We start from the raw sequence: 20,000 nt of genomic DNA, 5'->3' as shown, positions 1-20,000 counted from the left end.
CGGTTTACCCACTGTTGCCACTGGCAACACTATGCACAGCCCAACCAACACACGGTCTTCACCCGGGGGCGACGGTGGCCGGCTGTTGCCACTGGCAACACCTCACGGTGGTGCAGGCCACATCACCAAGGCATCGTTGAACCAATGACAAATCCAGCACCCTGGGTTCTTCATTTATTACTGCGCCACAAACGGCCCGACAGCAGCATGGACATCGTTCACCCACCTTATATAAGGAAACCATGTCCATGGCTGACAACTATCAGCTCAACATCGGCTCCCTCAGGAGCCAGGTCCAGCTGACTCTCCACACCCATCATGCTGCTCGAATCTGGCTGGGTCGCCAGAAGACCGATGACAAACACAGCATCCTCGGGCTGGCCGGCTTCTGCCTCAAGATCAACCAGATCGACCGCGCCGCCGCACAGGATGATCCGTACTCCGACTGGTGGATGATCAGGATCGAGGAGAAGATCCAGGAAGTAGATGATGCCCTCAAGGCCATCGACAGCCGCCTTGATGGAGTGATGGCCCAACTCCCCAAAGCACTCGAAATCGGCGAGAACCTCTCCATCCAGCCGCTGAAGCTGCCGCTCTTCATCTCCAACCCGCTGGGCTTCAAGGGCGTCCATCTGCTGACTCAGTACGACGAAGTCGTCCGTCGCATCCTGCTGGCTCAGCACGTCGCCATGATCGGTCGCCGCGATGGCGAGATCTGGATCGATGAAGGTGCTCACCTGCTTCGCAGTCTTTTTGGGCTGGCCCAGCTCCATCGATTCTCCGGCGCATCGCGTGACGACTTCGCTGCCAACAATGCTCGGGCTGAAAATGCGCGCGAAATGTACAAGCGCTACGGCGATATCCCCCAGGACATCCTGGAAGGCACACGCCGCTCGAACTTTGCCCCGCCCATCCGCCGTGGCTTCGCAGGCCCGGTCGAGGATGTGGATGACGAATTCGAAGGCGAGGCATGACGCTCATGCGATCAGACACCCGACCAACGGAGGCACTGCAACACGGTGCCTTCAAACCGCTGCAACAGGGTGCCTATCAGGGGCTGCAACAGAGTGCCTCACTAAAAGGCCTTTTAAAGCCCTTTAAAGGTAAGGGGGAGCTGGTTCAGTTGGCGGAGCATTGCGCATCGCTGGAGGCGGGGCTGCGCACCCTTACCCAGGAAGTGCTGGCCCAGGTTCGCCAACATCCATTTGCTCTGCTGCCCGTTAGGCTCATCGAGCAAAACACAGCAGCTGGCACAACCTTTCTTCGCTGGCAAAGCGTGCAAGAGCGGCGCATGGGTGTCGGCGTATGGGTTCAGATGGTTCACGCCCCCAAAACACCAATCCACTTGCTGCAGGACCTGTTTGCCCTGGAGCAACACCGAATCACCCTGAACATGCAGATCAGCCTCATCCACTCCATCGGCAAACAGGCCGCCGAGTGCGCAGAAAAGATGGGGCAGGCCGAGGCCGAATATCAGGCTCGACTGCAGCAGGTCATGAACCCACCTCAACACTGAACGGGAGATACACCATGGGTACACCAGTAGTTTGGGAAGGCAACGTTGGTAACGCCGCTGAGCACCGGTCGTTTGCCAACGGCAACAAAGATCCGCGGCACATGCTGCGACTCAATGTGATGTTCGACAACTCGATCCCTGACGGCCAGGGTGGCTACAAGGATCGGGGTGGCTTCTGGGCCAACGTCGAATGGTGGCATCAGGATGCCGAGCGGTTTGCGGCTCTGTTCCAGAAGGGCATGCGCGTGGTGGTGATTGGTCGCGCGATCATGGATAGCTGGACGGATAAACAGAGCGGCGAGGAGGTGTCTGCACTCAAGGTCGAGGCCAGCCGGATCTCGATTCTTCCACACCGAGTCGAACACGTATCTCTGTCTGGCGGCGGTCAGCGTCCGACCAATCAACCGCAGGGTCAGCCACGCGGTCAAGCCGTCGGCGGCCAGACTCAAAACGTTCCTCAACCGACCCCCGAAGACATGCGCCACTACAGCGACGGCTTTGACGACGACATTCCCCTGTAGCCCCCCCTTAATTTGGCGCGCCACATCGCGAAGCTCCTGGTGACAAGGACGTCACTTCGAGTTTCCCCTCCCTTCGATGAAGCATCTCCACGGCATTCCGGCGACAGCCTGGCAGGCGATTTTTCAGGCGCCACTCGTGAAGTCACTGGGGCCAGGACGGATCCTCGCCACCTCATTCCGCTTCGAGGTAACACCCCGTGAATCACGACTACCCGGAATATCCATCCGTCAAAGCGACTGTAGACCCCTCGCGCTACATGGATGCCGTTCGAGCTCTCAATGGCGTCCATCAGGTCTTTTGCGACGGCGAATCCATCATGCTGCCGGAGGCCGAAGTGGTGGCCATCGAAATGCTCCGCCTCCGGTTCGATGCCACCTTCGTGTATGGGCAGGCCGAGGAGTATGAGTTTGCGACCAAGGCCCGGGATGCAGGAGTGAAAGCTGAGCTTCTTCGACTTGGGCAGGCAGTTTGCGAAATCACAGGTCAACACGCTGAGGTGATGGTTCGTGCCGCACTGGAGGCCCCCTGCGCGACGCTGCTGGCATGGTCGGCGCTCTACCGCTCAAGCATGATTCCCCACTAGCTGTGGCACACGGGCATTGGCGTGGGGGCTAATTTCAGGCGCGCCACTCGTGATGTTTCCGTAGTCAAGGACGGATCGTCGCTGTCCCTTCCTCAGAACCTGGCGTCTGATGCCTCACATTACCAGCGACAAGGACCTTCTGTTGCGGCCGCAGCTCGTGAAGCTCCTACGACGAGGACCCGAACTCGTAACCCAAGGGGCGCTGCAAGCAGCGCTTGCCCAGGTCAGGGGCACATTTGAAATGCCAGCGCTGGCAAATTACCATTTCCTGAAGGCATCTCCGCTCTACGGCTGCTAACTTGTATCGAAGTGAGCAACGGGGTCGTACAAAACGCCCTTGTCGGGGAGTTGCTGGTGGCCAGGTCGTTTGAGGCGTGACTCGCCCGGCGTGAACAGTGGCGCTGATGAGGAACAATCGATGCAGAACGAAGATGCCCAGGAGCGAAAAGCGGACAGGCGCCAGTTCAATAACCCCCATCCTACGGTGGAGGCTGCTGGGGTTGAAGCCGCCGAGAAAGGGCTGCCCATATATGCCTGCCCCTACAAGCACCCTGCCATGCTTGCCTCCTGGCTGAAAGGGTACAAGCGCGCCCAGCAGCTCACCCTCAATTTTTGACCCTTCCTCCGTGGGCCTGAGCCCTACCGAATTCCCTCCCTTCCAGTTGACCATTTCGCGTTGTGCCGTCCCCGGTCGGCGGCAAGAGTGCTCCCTGATTTATCTGTGCAGGGACACCCTATGAAACTCATGATCATCGAGGCACCGGGCAAGCTGAAGAAGCTTGGGCCCATGATGAAGAAGATCCGCCCTGGCGAGCACTGGGTGGTGGTGGCATCTGGTGGCCACATCCGTGATCTCCCCCAGTCGGGTCAGGACGACACGATGATCACAACCGGCGTCTTGAAGACCCTTCGTCCGGTCTACGAGATCCTGCCCAAGAGTGCCCGCAACGTCAGCACCATTCGCAAAGCGCTCAAGGACGCCACGGAGGTGTACATCGCCACCGACCCGGATCGGGAGGGGGAAAGTATCGCCTGGCACATACAGCAGGCGCTGGGGATCCGCGAGTACAAGCGAGTCACGTTCAATGAGATCACCCAAGCCAGAGTACGAGAGGGGCTGGCCAATGCACGGAGAATCGATGGGCAACTCGTTGCCTCACAAGAGTGCCGGCGAGTGCTGGACCGCCTGGTGGGCTACCTGGTCACGCAGGAGCTTCGCAGGGTCCTGGGCCAACCTACCTCCGCTGGTCGAGTTCAATCACCTGCCCTCTACCTGGTGGTGTTGCGCGAGCGAGAAATCAGGAACTTCAAGGTGGTCCACCACTTCGGGGTAGAGCTGACCTTCAAGGACGAAGCCACCGGTATGGACTGGACTGCCGTATGGCAACCGATCCCCGACTTCGCGAGCAAAGAAAACCCCTATATTCAGGATGGCACACTCGCGGCAAGGGTTGCCGCAACGCGCGCGGTCATTGTCGAGTCATGTGAAGACGGCAAGAAGCGGCGCCCGCCGCCCCCACCGTTCATTTCATCCACCCTGCAGCAGGCGGCCAGCGTAGCGCTGAAATGGGACCCGGACAAAACCATGCAGGTCGCGCAGCGCCTGTACGAGCAGGGCGTGATCACCTATCATCGGACGGATAACCCCAACTTGGCCGATGAAGCCATGCCAGATATCCAGGCAGTGGCTCGCAGGCAAGGCCTCGACGTTGTTGACGAGCGCCGGACGTTCAAGGCTGCGGATAGCGCCCAGGAAGGTCACCCCGCAATTGCGCCAACCGCGTGGGAGGATGAAGTCGCAGGCGAGTCTGCTGAAGAGCAAGCGCTGTACAAGCTCATCCGGATCAGGGCGCTGGCCAGCCAGCTCGCAGACGCCATCTACGACGTGCGCATGGCCAAACTGCTGGCCAGGGGGCCGGATCAGAGGCCTCTGCGCTTCGCCGCGACTGGCAGCACTGTCGCCTATCTCGGCTGGATGAAGCTTTTGCAGAAGGACGAGACGGATGAAGAGTCGACCGACATCCCCAAGAATCCGGTGCCGGTGCTCGAACCCAAACAGATCCTCAGCGTGCTTCAGGGTGAGGTGCTCAACCAGAAGACGAAGGCGCCGGCACGCTTCACCAAGGCAAGCCTGATCAAGGAGCTGGAGCGACTGGGAATCGGACGCCCCAGCACGTTTGCATCGATCATCAAGAACATCACCGGCAAAGGCCTGGTCGTTGAGGAGAAGCGCAAATTGGTCCCAGGCCCGTTGGGAGTGAGCACCATCGACCAGTTGGAGGGCCGCTTCAGCTTCGTCGAACTGGCGTTCACCAGCACGCTGGAGAAGGACCTGGACCGAATCGCACGCGGGGAGGAGCAGTACGGCTCGGTGGTCGCCAAGTTCTTTCAGCATCTCCAGACGGAGCTCGCAGCCCTCCGCCAGGCGCCCACAGTGGCGATGAAGGCGCGTTCACCTGAAGCTTCATCAGGCACCCAGGGCGGCCATTCCTGCGGCAAGTGCGGGATGCCACTGGCGCGCCGCCAGAAGCGCGGTGATGGGGGTTACGACTTCTGGGGATGCACCGGGTACAAGGTGAACAACTGCCGTGTGAGCTACCCCTCGGTGAGCGGCAAGCCGGATATGTCCAAGCCCAGGGGCATGTAGCCGAAATGCTTCGGGGGCGGTAATCCATTTCTCCTGTAGCCGCTCTCCCCCAGCTGCCAATCTGCTCGCTCTTACGGGTGCGGGCAGGCGCACCTTGAATGATGACGTGTTGACTACTCATCCTCCCGGAGGTGCTTGTGGCTCGTTCCAAGAAAGTCATTGATCGGCTGAAGGCCGAGCAGGCGAACAATCCGAAGATCCCCCATTATGAATCCCGGCCAGGTGAGTCATGCTGGCCGCTACAACCTGACGACATCAAGACCGCCGGGTACTGGAAGCAGGAACGCAGACGTGTGCCGAAGGGCGCAGAACCAGCTGCGTATGTAATCAGTGGCCAGGGAGGATCACTCCACGGCTCAGTGCTCTTAACCCGTTGGGTCGAGGCCTACCACCTCGACCAAACGGTGCCGATGAAGCCCAAGAGCGCGGACGCCAATTGAAACGACCACGCCTCCTCAACAGCCAGCCAGTGTTGCTCGAAGCCGCCGTGTTCGACGGCTACGACATGGGCATCCTCATGCCCTACATTGAGGGCGCAAACAAGGTCATGTTCGCCCGTAGCGGGTTCTTCATTCGCCGCGGCGATCACCCGCTCTGCCGTTATTGGCGCGTGCCCAAGGCCAAGTTCATCGACGAGCTGGACCTGGTGTACCACCAGCTGATCGAGCTGGCCGGTGGCAAGGTCACTGAATCATGGCAGGCATTCCGCCAGAAGATCGAGAGCGCACTGGCCAACCCACGCCGAGACGCTTTCATCTCCGGAATGCTGCTGCGAATTGCTCCGCTAGCCGACGGCGGCGTGCTGCTGTCCGGAGATTATCATCCTGGAGTCGTTGCAGTGGCCCGCCGGATGCGGGGAGTGTTCCTGGGCAAATCCAGCTCGTGGCGAGTCAACGCCACCGCCGAGATCCTACGCAGCAACCTGGTCCTGGAGCTCGGTCTTGTAGAGGATCAGTTCGAGATCCTGGACGTTGTACAGGAGCTCCTGGGCGATGGCTCTGTGACTCCAGCAGCAGACATCCCGCGCATCAGCCTGGGCGGTGCTCCGCAGGAACCCTCGACAGCCGCCAGCGGTGAGGAGAGCTCCAACGACATCTACCTCGCTGCCGTCTCGCCGATCGAACGCACCGAGTTCTCAGATGCCACGATCGCCCGGGCCCTGGTCGGCTATTCCCTGCTCGATCACCAGCCTGCTGGCATCGCTCACCTGCTCCAGCGCACCAGCGCACTGCTGGCTGATGATATGGGCCTCGGCAAGACGCGCCAGGCCATCATCGCGGCGCATATCAGTGCAGGCGGTCGCCCGATCCTGGTGGTGACCCTTTCCTCGTTGCTGATCAACTGGCAGCGCGAAGTCCTGGCGGTCTACCCCGACGCGACAGTCGCTGTGCAGAAGCACGACCCGCTGGTCCAATGGATGCTGATCAACTACGAGCGTCTCGGCGACTACGTGCTGCTGGCTGAGCATTACCACGTTCTTGTGGTCGACGAGGCGCACCAGTTGAAGGAGCCGACTGCCGAGCGTACACGCCATGGCTTCGATATCGCAGCCAAGGTGCCGAATCGCTATCTGCTGACAGGCACGCCTGTCCTCAATCGCGAGACGGAGCTGCACACCCTGCTACGTCTATCGGGGCACCCGGTCGGCCAGTTGCCCCTCAGCGATTTCTGCGAACGCTTCGCCGGCAGCCCAGAGTTCCGGCAAAACCTCCGGGCAGAACTGGGCGACTGGATGCTTCGCCGGCGCAAAGACGTTCTGCCCGGGCTCAAGGGTAAGCACCGGCAGTTGCTGCCCGTGGCGATGGGGGTGGAGGAGCGGAAAAAGTACGACAGCATTCGCCTCGAGGACAGGCCCATCTTTGCCAGGCTCGGCGCGCTTCGCCATTACCTGGAACAGGTGAAGGTCAGAGTCGCTATGGACCTGCTGGGCGAGCTGGACCCCGAAGACAAGGTCATCCTGTTCTGCGAGTTCAAGCCCACCGTCGCGCGCCTCAAGGATCTGTGCGATGCAGCCGGTATCGGGAACGTCACCCTGGTCGGCAGTGACTCACTCACCAAGCGCCAGAAGGCGATCGACAAGTTCCAGGGCGACCCCGACTGCAGGGCTTTCATCTGCACCACCCAAGCCGCCGGTACCGGCAACAACCTCACGGCCGCCAACTACGTCTTCTTCCTGGGTCTGCCCTGGACACCCGGACAACAGGATCAGGCCGAGGACCGGGCGTACCGGAATGGTCAGCTCAGGACGGTGATCGTGAAGATCCCCCTCGTGGAGAACAGCATCGATCAGCAGCTCTGGCAGATGCTCTTAGCGAAGCGCCAAGTCAGCTTGGAGCTCATTGAACCGGAAGAGCAGCAGGACGCCTTGGCCAAGGCTATGCTCGCCGCGACCATCAGCCAGTAGATCCGCGTGGGAGGTCGACCAGCAAGCGTGCGATCTCCCAGGCCCATCCAAACTCAACGTAGATTGGTGAACCATATTTGTCGCCGGTCTTCCGACAGACCCAGCATTCGCCATCAAAACGCACTCCCCTGATGATCTCGGTAACGTCATAAACATCATCAGGTACGAGCACCCCTTCCCCGCCCAGAATGCCTTGGGCGATCGAATGGTTACCGCCGTTGACCCAAGCTATGTTCAATGGCTGCATCAGGGTCACGCTATGGTTTGGATCCTGCACGAACGCGCCGAGCTCACGCCCCTCCCCGATCATGCCGAGGCTGTTGAGTATGCTGCTTTCCGACCACAGAGTCGGGATTACCATGTCACTGGCCAACCGGATACTTGACCTCTGATCCACTGGCCGACGGCAATTCTTCAGCAGAAATGCGGTCCAAGTGCCGTGATCAGCATAACCCTCCCACAGCCCACCAAGTGAGCTCATCCAGTGCAGCGACTGAGGGCCCGCATGCCGAGGTCGAAGCAGCGCGTCACGTAAGTGGATGGCCTGAACGGGCCTGAGCACGATTTTTATTAGGTCTTCCAAGCCGCGTCGATTGTGTTCAGCGCTGAGACTGTTCGCCCAGTCCATCAGGTGTTCGAAAGCTGCAATTCGGCTGTCGAGCATTATCATCTCCATTGATCTTTTCCAGTTCGAGGTCAGGCCTACCTCGGCGCCCCAAGCGGCAACTTACTTGCGTTCCATCAAGCGCCCCGGAAATTCTAGCTCTGTGTGATATTGATTTCCTGCTGCATGAGAGTCTGCTGGCTGTCACCGTGCCCTCAATGACTACAGGGGGCCTCATGATCAGGCAGTTGACCACTCTCTCGCTCGCCGCATTCGTTGCTGGTTGTGCGATTCAGAAGGCTGAGCAGCCGTCGAAGCCGGCGTTCGATAGCAGCCGTAATCCCGAATGGCTGTCTCCGGACATCTACCCGAACGGTGCAAGTCCGGAGAAGGAGCCGGTCGTTCGGTATGGCCGCTACACCTTGGTGAGCACCCAACCCGATGCGAGCCAGCGCGACCTGATGGCACAGATCATCGACGTGACCATCCCGCCCAGCATGAACCCAAGCGTTCGGGATGCCATGCTCTACGTGGTCGACCGGTCAGGATACGCCCTCTGCCCGCCCAGCTCGCAGCACGTCAACATCCTGTACACCCGACCTCTGCCGGCAGCCCAGTACAAACTTGGCCCGATGACGCTGCGCAATACCCTCCAGGTCCTCGCCGGCCCAGCCTGGCAGGTGAAGATCGATGAAGTGAACCGCCAGGTGTGCTTCGTGCTTCGCCCCGGTTACCAATTGCCAACCCCATCGACGCCGGCAGGCCAACTCTACGCCGACAAAGCGCGGGCTCCTGGAACCAGCTCCGCCACACCAGCCTCGCCGCCAGGCGTAGTCGTCGCAGCAGCGACTACTCCCGCCCCCATCTCCACGATTACGCCCGCTGTCGCAGCCCCAGCGCCAGTGGCTCCCGCGCTCCCCCCAGTGGCACCCGCCAAGGATGGCTCTATCCCGGCTGCGATGGTCACCACCGCGGCTAAACCTTCGACACCTGCGTCCCCAGCACCGAAAGCGCCCGACCAACTTGCAGCATCCAAGCCAGCGGCTGCCGTGACCACTACAGCAGTGGCGGCCCCAGCCATCGAGGTCAAGCCCGCTCCACCACCCCGGCCGCTGCCCCAGGTATGGACGGCCGAAGTTGGATCAACCCTGCGCGATAGCGTTGAGGAATGGGCCAAAAAAGCCCGGTGGCGCGTGATCTGGGCCCAGGAAGACCTCAACTATCCGATCGAGGCACCGCTGCACTTCGAGGGCTCGTTCCAGGAAGCCGTCAAGCAGCTGTTCCCGCTCTACGACAATGCCCCGCGATCCTTCGTAGTCGATGGTAGCGAAGGCTCCCAGAGCGTCTTGTACGTCGCTGAGAGGAAGAAGAAATGACCAAGTTTCCCTGGGTCCACTGGGCACTGACTCCAATTGCTCTGGCCCTGCTGAGCAGTTGTGCCGTGCAACGGGTCAATGAGTCGTTCGACCGAGCAGAGTTCCAGGGCCGCACGGCTAGCCAGTACAACAAGTTCCTGCAGAACCAGCAGCCACAGCAGAACCGCGACACGGTCGTTTTCAGCAATAAGTCGTGGGTCTCTACGGAGCCACTGGTGACCAGGCGCGGGCTTCCATTCAGCCTGGACCGGAATATTTCCTATCGGCCTGCTGGATCAGTCTCAATCACTGACGTGGCTCAGCTGATCACCAAGGAAACCGGTCTGCAGGTCATCGTAGCGCCTGACGCATTGAATCCCGCGATCCTCTCCTCGAAGCCTGCCGGCGCAGCTACACGGGGCACTGCTCAGGCTTTAACAGATCCAGACAGCCTGGCTGGTCTCATGCCAACCGGCATCGCCGGCGCTGTACCGGGCAGTGCCAGTTCGTTCGACCTCAGCTTGAGCGGTAACGTTGGAGGGCAAATTTCCGGGCTGAACTATAACGGCAACGTTTCGGGGTTGCTGAACCAGACCACCGCTCGCCTGGGGCTATCTTGGCACTTCGACCCTGAACTGCAGGGCGTACGCATCACGTACTTCGACACCCGAACCTTCGACGTATGGACGTTCGGTGATGAGCTGGAGATCGAAAGTACCGTCAAATCTGGCCTGCTGACCTCCACGGGCAATGGCGACTCTGGATCCTCAACCTCTTCGGGGGGGGCCACGGGCGAGTCCGGCAGCAACCAGAGCACCAAGTCCACCTACAAGACCTCGCTAATGAGCGACATCGAGAGCAACGTCAAAGCCATGCTCAGCATGCAACCCCCAGGGCGGCTATATCTCTCCCGCTCCACCGGCACTCTCACCGTTAGCGATCGGCCGGAGGTGCTGAATCGCATCTCGGCCTACCTGAAAGAGACCAACCGCAGCATCACTCGACAAGTGCTTTTCAACGTCAAGGTCTACGAGGTGAACTTCAGCGACAGCGACCAGACGGCGGTCAACTGGAGCGCCGTCTATAAGTCCATCTCCGGAAAATGGGGCTTCGGCCTGAGCAACACCGTCGCCGGAATCAGCTCAGAGGCGATCTCGGCCAGCGGCAGCATTCTCGATACGTCCAGCTCTCCGTGGGCCGGCTCCAAGGCCGTCGTCCAAGCCCTGTCAGAGCAAGGGCGCGTCTCCGAGGTGCGTTCGCCATCGGTGACCACGCTGAACCTGCAGCCGGCCCCGATCCAAATAGGTAACGTCAAGGGCTACGTTTCCTCCAGTTCAACTTCGACCACAGCATCTGTTGGGTCCACCACCTCTCTGACTCCTGCGTCCATTACGAGCGGCTTCAACATGATGCTGCTGCCAAAGCTTCTGGACAAAGAAAACCTGCTGCTGTGGATAACCCTCAACATCAGCAGCAAGCCTATTTTTGCCGACTTTGAGAGCAACGACTCGAAAGTACAGATCCCAGACTACGACACCAAAAACGTTGCGCCGAAAGTTCGCCTTCGCAGCGGTGAAACGCTGATTCTCACTGGCTTCGACGAAAACAGCGACGACGCTGGCAAGTCCGGCGTGGGAAGCCCCAGTTTCTTCGCCTTAGGTGGGGGTCGAACCCGCTCGACGTCCCACAGCGCCCTGGTGGTGCTGGTGACGCCAATTGTCCTCCCGGACAACTTGTAAGTGGCGGCGCTCATGAACAGCGACACTCCCAAACCGTCGAGCCGGGTGCAGACCATTCAGCACAGAGGGCGCGTCTTCGTCACTGGCATGCTTTGGACGCCCTTGGGCAATATGACCAGTTACATGAAGGAAGCCCGCCAGTATGGCCATGAGCACGGCCTGGACATCGTGGCTATCCGAAGAACGTCGCTGATGATCCAGGCGGGCTTTGTCTCTCGCTCCTCTGACGTTCACAAAGGCATGTACTCGTTGGCTGCGACGATGGCTGGCCAGCTCGGGGATTCGTGGATTGCTGCCTGGGCCGTCGACGCCGATCAAGACCGATATGCCATCGTCGCGGTCCATGAGGGCAGGATCATCCCGGGCTGCGACCTGATTGCCACGGCATCAGAGGTCCGTAAGCGGGTGTTGCAGCAACGCAGCCGCGGGATCCAGTTCGAGCGAGAGTTCTTGCCGACCGAGTTTGCCATGGGTGGCGAGCTCATCGACGTCGACGAGCTACTCCAACCATCTCGGCTCAAGCGTGAGTATCGGCTACGTCCCCTCGTGTTTGGGATGACCAAGCCTGAACTGGCCCAGCTGTTCCTGGTGGTCCTCCTGATCGGTGGCGGCCTGCTGGCCTGGTCACAATGGAAATCCCACCAGGCAGAGATTGCGCGCCAGGCTGCCATCGAAGCGGAGAAGAAACGCCTCGAGGAGTTGGCCGAGCTACAGCGGCAAACAGGTACAGAGCAACCTCTCCAGGCGCTGGAACATCCCTGGGCGAAACAACCCTCGGTCACTGACTTCGTAGCGGCATGCAGCCATGTGATGTACCAGTTGCCACTGAATATTCAGGGCTGGCCCATCAACAAGGCCGAGTGCAACGGTTCTCAAATCGTGGCGACCTACGACCGTGCTGGTAACAGCACTGCTCACGATTTCACGACGGCCGTCAGAGAGCTTTTCTCCATATACCCGGAATTCACCGACCAGGCAAAGTCCGGGGTCCTGAGGTTCGACATTGCCATTGACGCTGCGGGTGACGACGCATTGGTCGAGGCCAAGGACGCTCTCGAGAGTTTGACCAGCTGGTTCCACAGTTTCTCTCAGGAGCCACAGTTGCAATCCATGCCGGTGGTTATTCCCCAGGAGCCAGCTCTGCCGGGCCAGCCGGCACCACCGCCGCCCCCACCACCTCAGTGGAAGCAATACCAGCTTTCCTACACCACCGGCGTTCTGCCTTACGACTCCTTCAATGGCGCGCCAACCCAGGGACTGCGCCTTCAGGAGATCAAGACCGAATACAAGGCTGACCACCTGATCTGGTCGGTCACAGGAGTCCTGTATGCGAAATAACCTCAGCCTTTTGTTCCTGGCCTGCTGGCTGCCGATCACCAATGCCCTTGCTGCCGTCCCCGACCTCTCGGGCATCAACGTCGGCGAGCTCGGCAAGGTGCAGAGCGAAACCATCCTGTTTAAGGCAAAGGCCGAGCGCAGCAAGGCCGAACTCGAAGCAAACGGCACACTTCCTAGCGCCCCTCAGCCAGTAGCGCAGTTCCCTGCTCCTAGGTTCACTCCCACCGTGACCCCAACCTCTCCTGCACCGCGCCAGTCGCCCTTGCCAGTAGTGAAAGAAATCAGCGGCTCAGGACAGAAACTGCGGGCAAGCCTGATCTACGGCGACGGCAGCGAGGTCGATGCCAAGCCGGGAAGCGAGGTACCCAACGGTTTCCGAGTCCAGCAGATCACGCTCGATGGGGTGGTACTAAGCAAGGAGGGGAAGCGGTTCCCCTTAGGGTTTGGAAACCGGGTGGTATCTCAACCACAACAGAGCCTGCCTGGCCTCATCCCCGGCCAACCCTGAGGAGCATTGAACATGACCGAGCTATCCGCAGAGCCCGTCGACCTTGAGCCTGTCGACTTGGCATTGTCACCGTTACCAGTGGCGGTGCTGACCGCACCAGGCGGCCCTCATCCAATCAAAGACGATCTGCGACAGGTCCTTGCGCTGACGGCCGATGGGAAGTTGTACATCTCCCCCCAGCATGTCCGCGACCCCTATGTCATGTCCTTCATGGACCAGTTGGACCACAAGGGGATCAACTTCGAGGTCATCTCCGCATCGATGACGGAGATCAAAGCGCTATATCAGGCCTCGGTGTCGACGGGCATGAAGGCTCTTGTCGAGACTCAGCGTCAAGCCCAGGTGGTGGAGCTGATGGGAGACGCCCATCACCGCGGCGCCAGTGATGTTCACATCGTCGTTTCGCATGATGTCACTCAGATCAAATATCGGCTGTACGGGATCCTTCAAGAGGTACGTCAGGAAAAGAGCGACGTAGGGCGGGAGTTCTGCGCTGCTCTGTACAACAGCATGTGCGATGTCTCCGGCGATTACTACCAGCCCCATATCGCTCAGGATGCCCGCGTTAGCCGCAAATTCGTCGACCAGCTCGGGCTGTATGGAGCACGGGTTGCAACTCGACCGCTGGTGGATGGCCCGTTGATGGTGATGCGTCTGCTGTACGACGACACGTCCAAGCAGAGCTTCGAGGAGCTCGGCTTTCTGCCTGAGCAGACAGAGCATTTCAGAAGGCTGCGAGGTCTTCCGTTTGGGCTGAACCTGATCACTGGGCCAACAGGCTCCGGCAAATCCAAGACCCTGCAGGTCAATCTCAACGCGCTGCACGACGAGACCCGTGGCTCCCGACACATTCTTACGCTCGAGAATCCTCCTGAGTATCCGCTTAAGGCTAACCAATCACCGATCTACGCCGGCGAGACTTGGGGTGACGGGATTACCAATGCTGTACGTCTGGACCCCGATGTCCTCATGTACGGTGAGTTACGCGATCTGGAGTCGGCCAAGGCAGCGTATACCGGCGCCATGACAGGCCACCAGGGCTGGACGACACTGCACACCAACAACGTGATCGCCACCATCCAGCGCCTGATTGATATGGGCGTGGCTCATTACCTGGTCACCGACCCACTATTGACCACTGGGATCGCGAACCAGTCCCTGGTGCCAGTTCTCTGTCCCGCCTGCCGCATCCCGCTCCGAGACCATACACACGGCATCAGCAGCGATCTCTTCGTCCGTTTGAAGCAACTGAAGATTGTCGACCAAGTCAACCTGATCGGTGAAGGCTGCAGCAAGTGCAGGCACCTCGGGGTCGTCGATCGCACCGTTATCGCCGAAACCTTACTGACCAACGTCAAGCTCATGGATACGTTCACCAGGCGCGGGGCAAGCGCTGCGCGCAGGTACTGGGTCAACGAGATGGGCGGCATCACCAAGATCGCCCACGGGATCATGAAAGTCACCAGCGGCATAGTGGACCCACGCGATGCCGAGCTCTTTGCGGGGCCGCTCGATTTCGACCGGCAATTGATGGAGCAATCCGATGCTTGAGTTGCTTCAGGACTTCTGGACAGGCGTACGGGAGGCCGCCCAGGGATGGGTAGTCACCTTCTACGCTAAGCAGTTTGGGAAGAACGAACGAATCCAGTTTTACGAAAGCCTGATGGGCGTGCTCGAGGACGGGATTGCGATCGAGGAAGCGCTGGAGACCGTTGCGAAAGCGTTTAGCAGCGATGGAACGACGATGCACCCTGTGTCGGTCATTTGTGGTCAAGTGGCTATGCTCGTGCGCGGTGGTAAATCTCTGGCGGATGCCTGCAGGAGCCACCTGCCACATGACGAGGCTTCCCTGGTCGAGACCGGGGAGAAAACCGGCAATCTGGTCGGAGCGTTCAGGGATTGCGTCCGGCTTATCGAGGCTCGCCAACGCATAGCTCGCTTGGTCATATCAGTCGTAGCGCTTCCTTCAATCACTTGGAGCCTCATGGGCGCACTGCTCTATGTCATCGCCACATGGATGGTGCCGTCGATGGCCCAACGCCAAGATCCTGAGCTGTGGACAGGCATCCCAGGTCTTCTGTATGCCCTATCCAAGCTGGTCACGCACTATGGTCTGCTGATAGTGGCGGTGGTGTTTACTCTGATCGTCGTGTCGTTCGTGACGCTTCCATTTTTCTGCGGTTTACAGGTTCGACCGAACAGCCCGGCATGGAAAACACAGCTCAGCCTGCTATTGCAAATCACCAGGCTGCGACTCGAGAGCATTCCACCATGGTCGATCTACAAGGTACTGCATGGCTCGATCTTCCTGCTCAACATGTCAGTGATGCTTCGCGCTGGCGTAGGCCAGTTGAGCGCACTCAACATCCTCAGCCGCAGCGCATCTCCATGGCTGCGAGAAAGGATCGACGCCATTAACTATGGAGTGAGCTCGGGTAAAGATTTCGGAACTGCGCTCAAATTGGCAGGGCACCAGTTCCCAGACCAGATGGCCATTCACTTCCTGCAGGTCCTGGCCACCCGACAGAGCTTTGCCATATCCATGGAGCGGTTTGCCAATCGTTGGCTCGAGCAAATGCTCAAGCGCGTGGAAACAATCTCGAAGTCCCTGACAGCCATATCCGCAGTAATCATGGGCTTGCTCATGATTTTCGTGATGGTCGGTATCTTCCAGCTCGCCATCGGCCTGATGGACTCAATCCAACACTAAGCACATAGCCCAGAGGCAATCAATGAAACTCTCTACCCCCAAAAAACAACGTGGCTTCCTGTCAATCGACGGAGCACTGTGGATCATGCTCATCACCATTGCTTTGGGCTTCATCGCCTGGATCGGCTACAAGATGCTCGGCAGTTCTGATGCCGCTGTAGAGCAAAGCAATATCACCACCATCATCACCAACGCGAAGAAGCTCAAAGGGTCGTCTGGATACGGGACCTCCGGGACCAACCTGGTCCCTTCGCTGATCGCCATTGACGGAACCGGCTCCATGGGCGTTTCAGGTACCAACCTGACGAATCAGTGGAATGGCGCCGTCACACTTGTGAGCAATGGCATGACCTTCACTCTTTCCGAGAGCAACGTGCCCAAGGCGGCCTGCATCATGCTGACCACAAAGATCGCCAAGGACAAGCAGACCACCACTGCCATCAACGGTGGTTCGTCAACCAGCGGCGAGGTGCTTCCCGCGACTGCAGCAACAAGCTGCTCCAACGATATGAACTCGATCTCCTGGACCACCTACTGAAGGCTGCCGGCGTGAGCTTGATCGCAGATGCTGATTTCGTGGACCTCTACCTTGGCCACGACTTTTCCGATGTGAAGGGGCTCGCCGGCCAGCCCCGCCGAGCCCCCGTTCCTGCGGAATGGTTGACCGAGATCCAGGAGCTTCGGGCACAGTGTCTGCGTCAGTACGAGACGACACGTGAGCCTGAGTTTTCCCTTGTGCTCGAAGAGCGAGTGCTCCTGCGGGTGACGTACAACCTGGATGTCTTCACCAAGGCATTTTTTGTACTGAACCGCTCAAGAGCAACCATCATCCCCCTCGAAGATCTTGGGCTGCCGGATCATATCTACGAGTGCCTGCTCGCAGAGGAAACCAGAGGCCTTGTGTATTTCGCCGGAGAGATGGGGACTGGGAAGACTAGCAGTGCAGCCTCGGCGGTCAAGGCTCGGCTGATGTCCCTCGGAGGCCTTGGCCTGACGGTCGAGGATCCGCCAGAAACTCTCCTGCAAGGGGAACATGGCCCAGGCCGTTGCATCCAGTTGCCAGTCTCCCGCATCCAGGGAGGTTACTCAGAAACGCTGATCCGTGCCCTTCGCACGCGCGCGGACCTCATTCTAGTCGGAGAAGTGAGGGACACAGCTACGGCAGTTGAGGTCATCAAGGCATCCATCAACGGCCACCTCATTTTTTCTACGGGGCACGCGGGCAGCATAGGGGGGGCCATCAAGCGTCTGTCTGTGCTCGCCGAGCCAGTGATGCCCAATGCCATGGAGGTGCTCTCCCAAGGGTTGACGGCGGTGATTCATCAAACCCTGCTGCGCCCAGAACACGGACAGCCGCGGCTGACACTCCAAACCCTGTTGCTCACACTGGATGACGCACCGTCCATCCGCGAAAAGATCCGCAGCGGGCATCTCCAGATGATCGAGCAAGACATCGTCACACAATCGAACAGGAGTCTCTGGCATGGCCAGTAAACGCGGGCAGGCTGGCTTCTTTACCATCGATGCGCTGTTCGGCCTGATCGTGCTGAGCATAATGCTCTCCCTCGCAGCCTGGTGGATGTTCAGCTTGGGGAATCACCAGGACTACAGGATCGCCGCCGAACAGCAGCGGACCGTGGCAGACGCCTTTGCCAAGTACCTGAAGGACAACTATGCCGTGGTGCTCTCCAACGCCGGCCCGACAACGCCCGTCCAGATTACCGTGGACATGATGCAGAACACCAAATATCTGCCGGGGAGCTTCAGCTCGACCAATAGCTTCGGCCAGACCATCGTTGGTCTGGCCAGGCGCCTGAATGCCAATCAGCTGGAGGCCATTGTGGTGACCACCGGTGGCCAGGCGATCCCTGAGTTGGGCATTCGTACGATCGCGGAGCACCTGGGCGGGCCGGGCGGCTTCATTTCGGCGCTGAAGCCCGGGGTCATCCAGGGAGTCCGTGGAGGCTGGGAGCTCGCCTTGAGCAACTACGGCATCAATCCAGGACAGGGTCATACCGCGAGTGCTCTGTTCCTCATGGATGGAGACCTTGCCAACGACTACCTCTATCGCAACGCTGTTCCAGGTCACCCTGAGTACAACCGGATGAACACGGCGATCGATATGGGTGGCAACGACATTAACAATGCCCGCGCTGTCACCACGACGAACGATATCACCAGTAAGGACGGCTGGTTCAGAAGCCAGAACGACACTGGGTGGGTGAACGAAAAGTGGGGAGGCGGCATCTATCAGTCCGATACTGACTGGGTCAGGGTCTTGAACGACAAGGGCCTGTTGACCGGCGGGAAGATCCGCGGCGGCACGCTCCAGGCGGATGGACGTGTGACAGTTGGGGAATACCTGGACATCGAGAGCACCGCTGTCGAAGGACAGGCCTGCCCGAAGATAGGTATCCAGTCGAAAAACAATCTGGGCGCGCCGCTGACCTGCCAGTGCCTCACATCTTCTTGCCAATCCGGTGTCTGGGTTGGCGGAATGGATCGTAACCTTGAGTACACAGTTAAACCCGCGAGTTCATGGTTCTCAGCAAACCAAACATGTGGGTCCATGGGAGAGAGATGGCATTTAGCCGGACTGTCTGAAATGTACATTCTCAGAGCGATGGGGCTCAATTCGGGCGTCTATTATTGGACTAGTGCGTGGGGGGACGGCAGAAGCGTTTATTTTCCGCCTTAGTGATGCAGCTCTAGCTACTGCTGCGGGTGGAGCGGCCGTCCCTTTTTATTGCGTGCAATAGGATTGCTAAGATGGTCACCTTTGGGGAAGTTCTCTACCAGCCTGGCATCTTAATGACATTGTATACAGGCATTGCAGCGAGCCCCACCTTACCGGAATTGTTACCATACTGCCCGCTACTATTAATGCAGGAAGCGGAGTTTCCGCAATAATTGTATCCAGTTGTGCCGCAGTAAATGTTCACGGAACACCAAGCATCCCCCCAGAATAGACCGCCCTTAACTTTCCCAAGGCCGTAATATCCAAATCCTACGCCAGGCATACTAAATTGATAATACGCCACGTCTGCTGAGACACCTCCCCACACACCGGATTGGCAAACTTAATCGAGTCACGATAGTCGGTTAGCTTCTGATGCAAGTCGCGAATAGTGTTTGTCCACGTGCATAGGCGCTACCAACAGTTGAAACATACCAATACCCATCAGGCCCTACATATACTCGACCATTGAACGAATCGTAGTTATTCAGAGAAGCTGTATAAAATCCGGATTGAAAGCAGGTTCCCTCTGACGCAGAGATCATCCTGATTACTTCACCAGGACCTGCAGAAAATTCCCCAGCAATAACAAATTTCGGCTCACTACCTTTCCACACACCGGATTGGCAAGATGGCAATGCGTCACGTCGAAATAGTTGTGTGTACTTTCGCTTTTAGCAGGTAATTTAAATGCTGCCCTAGCGAAGAAATTTGGTCGGTGTCAGTCAGGGCTTTATAAATCAATCGCAAGGTTTCCAACGCTTTGGCGGACTCTGCAAGCTCTGTGGAGAACTCTTTAGTCGCCAATCGCTCAAGAAGAGCATGCTGTGAACTAAGAGTGGATATGGTCGCTTCGATTAAAACAAGAAAATCCAAACTATTCATATCACCACTCCCTCACTGAGGATGTTATGGGCAGGTCTTTAACACCAACCGTGTATCCATAGAAGTTGTAATGAGTTAGTACCCCTGCATTCGCGATCGCACAACTCACGCTACTGCCACAAAACACGTAGCCGAATCCACCACATACATCAGACCGGCATTTAATGTTTCCAGAAAACAGGCTGCCCGTTACAGTACCGGTCCCGCTGTACCCTGTATTACCGTTTATGCCGAGTTGCCATCCGCCAAGCTCGCCCGAACCGGCTGCTGTCCACACACCGGATTGGCAATAGGATCTCACTGAGATGCCCAGCCTACCTGGCCAGGGCAATCTGTAGGCATCACCTAATCACCGTAAAAAGGTGTGATTCCCTTCTAAGGAAACTCTGAAGAGGGCTTCCAGCTTTGGCAGAATGCCTGATCTCAACCGCAGAGACGCCTGATGAAGCAGA

The 20,000-nt window shown here is 58.7% G+C and carries 19 protein-coding genes; 17 read left to right on the top strand and 2 right to left on the bottom strand.

Features of this window, described 5'->3' with window-relative positions; translation table 11 throughout:
• Positions 1 to 248: 248 nt before the first annotated feature.
• The 8 genes from V0R59_RS30575 (at position 249) to V0R59_RS30540 (ending at position 7,672) form a co-directional block, all read left to right on the top strand.
• On the top strand, positions 249 to 974 hold the full coding sequence (locus V0R59_RS30575; protein ID WP_330078246.1) for a PFL_4669 family integrating conjugative element protein: 726 nt from the start codon (positions 249 to 251) through the stop codon (positions 972 to 974).
• A complete protein-coding gene (locus V0R59_RS30570) occupies positions 971 to 1,516 on the top strand; it encodes a DUF3158 family protein (RefSeq protein WP_330078245.1) in 546 nt (181 codons plus the stop codon). The genes V0R59_RS30575 and V0R59_RS30570 overlap by 4 nt, the downstream gene beginning before the upstream one ends.
• A 14-nt stretch (positions 1,517 to 1,530) precedes the next feature.
• Complete coding sequence (locus tag V0R59_RS30565) at positions 1,531 to 2,037, top strand: single-stranded DNA-binding protein (protein ID WP_110968459.1); 507 nt, start codon at positions 1,531 to 1,533, stop codon at positions 2,035 to 2,037.
• A gap of 197 nt (positions 2,038 to 2,234) precedes the next feature.
• Positions 2,235 to 2,621, top strand: a complete 387-nt coding sequence (locus V0R59_RS30560; RefSeq protein WP_330078244.1) for a hypothetical protein — start codon at positions 2,235 to 2,237, stop codon at positions 2,619 to 2,621.
• A 418-nt stretch (positions 2,622 to 3,039) separates the two neighbouring features.
• Positions 3,040 to 3,237 (top strand): CrpP family ICE-associated protein, encoded by a 198-nt coding sequence (locus tag V0R59_RS30555; RefSeq protein ID WP_237860691.1) that lies wholly within the window; start codon positions 3,040 to 3,042, stop codon positions 3,235 to 3,237.
• Between the two features lie 120 nt (positions 3,238 to 3,357).
• Positions 3,358 to 5,268 (top strand): DNA topoisomerase, encoded by a 1,911-nt coding sequence (locus V0R59_RS30550; RefSeq protein ID WP_330078243.1) that lies wholly within the window; start codon positions 3,358 to 3,360, stop codon positions 5,266 to 5,268.
• Positions 5,269 to 5,405: 137 nt separating this feature from the next.
• Complete coding sequence (locus V0R59_RS30545; protein ID WP_330078242.1) at positions 5,406 to 5,708, top strand: hypothetical protein; 303 nt, start codon at positions 5,406 to 5,408, stop codon at positions 5,706 to 5,708.
• Positions 5,705 to 7,672: a DEAD/DEAH box helicase gene (locus V0R59_RS30540; protein ID WP_330078241.1), complete on the top strand. Its 1,968-nt coding sequence runs from the start codon at positions 5,705 to 5,707 to the stop codon at positions 7,670 to 7,672. The genes V0R59_RS30545 and V0R59_RS30540 overlap by 4 nt, the downstream gene beginning before the upstream one ends.
• Here V0R59_RS30540 and V0R59_RS30535 read toward each other — a convergent pair.
• Positions 7,662 to 8,336, bottom strand: coding sequence for a DUF6710 family protein (locus V0R59_RS30535; RefSeq protein WP_330078240.1), 675 nt, complete (start codon positions 8,334 to 8,336; stop codon positions 7,662 to 7,664). The genes V0R59_RS30540 and V0R59_RS30535 overlap by 11 nt on opposite strands.
• Positions 8,337 to 8,512: 176 nt before the next feature.
• On the opposite strand from V0R59_RS30535, the gene pilL2 reads away from it, so the two are divergent.
• The 9 genes from pilL2 to pilV are packed head-to-tail and all read left to right on the top strand — an operon-like array spanning position 8,513 to position 18,624.
• Positions 8,513 to 9,652 carry a PFGI-1 class ICE element type IV pilus protein PilL2 gene (pilL2, locus tag V0R59_RS30530; protein WP_330078239.1) on the top strand — a complete coding sequence of 380 codons (1,140 nt, stop codon included), beginning with the start codon at positions 8,513 to 8,515 and terminating at the stop codon, positions 9,650 to 9,652.
• Entirely contained in the window at positions 9,649 to 11,370 is a 1,722-nt protein-coding gene (gene pilN, locus V0R59_RS30525) for a PilN family type IVB pilus formation outer membrane protein (RefSeq protein WP_330078238.1), read from the top strand. The genes pilL2 and pilN overlap by 4 nt, the downstream gene beginning before the upstream one ends.
• A gap of 12 nt (positions 11,371 to 11,382) precedes the next feature.
• Positions 11,383 to 12,708, top strand: a complete 1,326-nt coding sequence (gene pilO2 / locus V0R59_RS30520) for a type 4b pilus protein PilO2 (RefSeq protein ID WP_330078237.1) — start codon at positions 11,383 to 11,385, stop codon at positions 12,706 to 12,708.
• A complete protein-coding gene (pilP, locus tag V0R59_RS30515; protein ID WP_330078236.1) occupies positions 12,698 to 13,216 on the top strand; it encodes a type IV pilus biogenesis protein PilP in 519 nt (172 codons plus the stop codon). The genes pilO2 and pilP overlap by 11 nt, the downstream gene beginning before the upstream one ends.
• 12 nt (positions 13,217 to 13,228) lie before the next feature.
• The gene (locus V0R59_RS30510; RefSeq protein WP_110968451.1) at positions 13,229 to 14,767 is read left to right on the top strand and encodes a GspE/PulE family protein; all 1,539 of its coding nucleotides are present in this window, start codon (positions 13,229 to 13,231) and stop codon (positions 14,765 to 14,767) included.
• Positions 14,760 to 15,926, top strand: a complete 1,167-nt coding sequence (locus tag V0R59_RS30505) for a type II secretion system F family protein (RefSeq protein WP_110968450.1) — start codon at positions 14,760 to 14,762, stop codon at positions 15,924 to 15,926. The genes V0R59_RS30510 and V0R59_RS30505 overlap by 8 nt, the downstream gene beginning before the upstream one ends.
• 22 nt (positions 15,927 to 15,948) lie before the next feature.
• Positions 15,949 to 16,464, top strand: coding sequence for a type 4 pilus major pilin (locus V0R59_RS30500; protein WP_110968449.1), 516 nt, complete (start codon positions 15,949 to 15,951; stop codon positions 16,462 to 16,464).
• Positions 16,465 to 16,475: 11 nt separating this feature from the next.
• A complete protein-coding gene (locus V0R59_RS30495; RefSeq protein ID WP_110968448.1) occupies positions 16,476 to 17,420 on the top strand; it encodes an ATPase, T2SS/T4P/T4SS family in 945 nt (314 codons plus the stop codon).
• Complete coding sequence (gene pilV / locus V0R59_RS30490) at positions 17,410 to 18,624, top strand: shufflon system plasmid conjugative transfer pilus tip adhesin PilV (RefSeq protein WP_330078235.1); 1,215 nt, start codon at positions 17,410 to 17,412, stop codon at positions 18,622 to 18,624. Before V0R59_RS30495 ends, pilV begins: the two co-directional genes overlap by 11 nt.
• A gap of 681 nt (positions 18,625 to 19,305) precedes the next feature.
• Here pilV and V0R59_RS30485 read toward each other — a convergent pair.
• Positions 19,306 to 19,548 carry a hypothetical protein gene (locus tag V0R59_RS30485; protein WP_110968446.1) on the bottom strand — a complete coding sequence of 81 codons (243 nt, stop codon included), beginning with the start codon at positions 19,546 to 19,548 and terminating at the stop codon, positions 19,306 to 19,308.
• Between the last annotated feature and the right edge of the window lie 452 nt (positions 19,549 to 20,000).

The sequence above is a fragment of the Pseudomonas ulcerans genome (assembly GCF_036324125.1).
GTDB lineage: Bacteria > Pseudomonadota > Gammaproteobacteria > Pseudomonadales > Pseudomonadaceae > Aquipseudomonas > Aquipseudomonas ulcerans.
The sequence above is the reverse complement of the archived record's forward strand: the minus strand, read 5'-3'. Positions and strand labels throughout refer to the sequence as shown.